Consider the following 1,708-nt stretch of genomic DNA (forward strand, 5'->3'; position numbering starts at 1 on the left):
AGCCGGTCCGACACGTCGTAGGCAAAGCTGTACGTGGCGTTGTTCTCGTTGACCAGCGCGGTCAGGCGAATGGCCTTGTCGTACTCGTAGCGAACCCGCTGGCCCTTGGCATCCTGGCGGCTGCTCGGCAGGCCGCGGGCTGTGCGCATCAGGCGGGTGGTCTGGCCCTTGCCGTCGGTGTGGCTGAGTACCTGGCCGTAGACGTTGTAGGTGAAGGTTTCGGTGGTGCCGTCCGGGTGGCTGATGCGCTGCGCTTCGCCGTCGGGCTTGCGCTCAACATAAGCTCTTTGCCACTTCTTGCCCTAGAAACAATCCTTAGTAAACCTTGCAATCTAGAATTCTAAAAAAGCGTCATTTTCAAAATAGTATTTAAAAGCCTCAAAGTAATCCTCAACAGTGGCCGAGGGAAGCTGCTGGTCCGTATAATTAATTACATCCTGTATCATTGGAGTATCTAGCGTTTCGATCCATCCTTCATTAGCCACCTGCGGCGGGAGATAATCAGTCGAATCTGGGGGGAAGTCACGACTATCTAATGAGAACGCACCCTTTGTATCCAGGGTCCAATTGCTATTTGGTAAATAGAACCAAGAGTCCGGCATTTTATCCAGATTCTCTAGAACTTCCCGTATGCTATAAACTCTCATAACCACCTCAGCACGATGTGTTTTGTAATGCCTTAAATCCACCCTTTTGATTAGGGTGTAAACTGGCTTGCACCGGTCCCTTCGCTTGGTGTTGCGCTCTCGGAATAAGCTCTATATCTTTAGGAGACTGAGCATTATGGTGCCAAGAGTGGTTTGGTGGGCTTCTGTCACTGAAGCCTCCTCTGGGTCCGGGTTGAATATGCTCCACTACTTCAGCGGGTAAAGCAGCCTTAAGCTCAGGGTATTGTAGCGTACGATTGTATAGCTCTTCATTAGCATATTTGAAATGCGCCCCCCTGTTCAAACTATGAATTTCTTGCGGCATCTCTACACTGGTCCATACGCTATATTGTGAACTAGATAGCGGACGGCCGCTACCGTCTACACCAGACCACCCCCACGGATCAATCCAATTGATGGGATTGAGCGTATAAAAATATAAATTTAGCCCACCCGCTAATCCAATCGGGTCTTGAGTAGCAAAGCGCCCAGCTTCCGGATCATAATATCTAAAGGTATTGTAGTGCAGGCCTGATTCATAATCAAAGTACTGGCCTTGGAAGCGTAGGTTCTGCTCAACCTTACTAACAGGTAGATGCTCTATCGCCCCCCAAGAGCGATAGGTCGCCTGCCAAGCGATCTGCCCGTCGCTGTCCGTCAACTCCAAGGGCGTACCAATCTGATCCGTATGGAAGTAATAGACCTTCTGCCCTTCCCCTTCAACCTGATCAACCCGCGCCAACGGCGCATAGCTTCCCGGCTCGTACAGGTACAGAATGTTCTGCCCAGGCGTCTCCTCACGCAGCATCCTCAGCCCCTGCCAGAGGAAGCGCTTCTGTTCGAGTTCGCCGTTGATCTCAGCCCGCTTGGCCACCCGCCGCCCAAGGCTGTCGTACCGGTACTCGCCTTGGCTTTCCAGCTTGCCATTGACCAACGTCTCCGCCCGCACCAGCCGGTTCTCGCAGTCATAGCTAAAGCTGTGCAGCTTGCTGTGCCCAGAGCGCTTCTCGATCAGGTTGCCCCACGGATCGTAGCGGTACTCCTGGTCCCGCCACTGTTTG

Annotated in this window: 2 protein-coding genes and 1 pseudogene; all 3 read right to left on the reverse strand. The window is 52.6% G+C overall.

Annotation, left to right across the window (positions count from 1 at the left end; all coding sequences use genetic code 11):
- Nucleotides 1–290, reverse strand: a pseudogene (locus WF331_RS29080) (hypothetical protein); the annotation flags it as partial.
- Nucleotides 291–332: 42 nt separating this feature from the next.
- Nucleotides 333–647 (reverse strand): DUF7716 domain-containing protein, encoded by a 315-nt coding sequence (locus WF331_RS29430; protein WP_031322798.1) that lies wholly within the window; start codon nt 645–647, stop codon nt 333–335.
- A gap of 7 nt (nt 648–654) precedes the next feature.
- Nucleotides 655–1,708, reverse strand: a 1,054-nt coding sequence (locus WF331_RS29085; protein ID WP_340623565.1) for an RHS repeat domain-containing protein, incomplete at its 5' end; no start/stop codon positions are given.

Origin of the sequence: Pseudomonas sp. YNh, from assembly GCF_037993085.1 — a bacterium.
Taxonomy (GTDB): domain Bacteria; phylum Pseudomonadota; class Gammaproteobacteria; order Pseudomonadales; family Pseudomonadaceae; genus Aquipseudomonas; species Aquipseudomonas putida.

Excerpts from the sequence above, each read along its gene's own strand:
- WF331_RS29430 (WP_031322798.1), bottom strand. The coding sequence starts at position 647 with ATGAGAGTTTATAGCATACGGGAAGTTCTAGAGAATCTGGATAAAATG.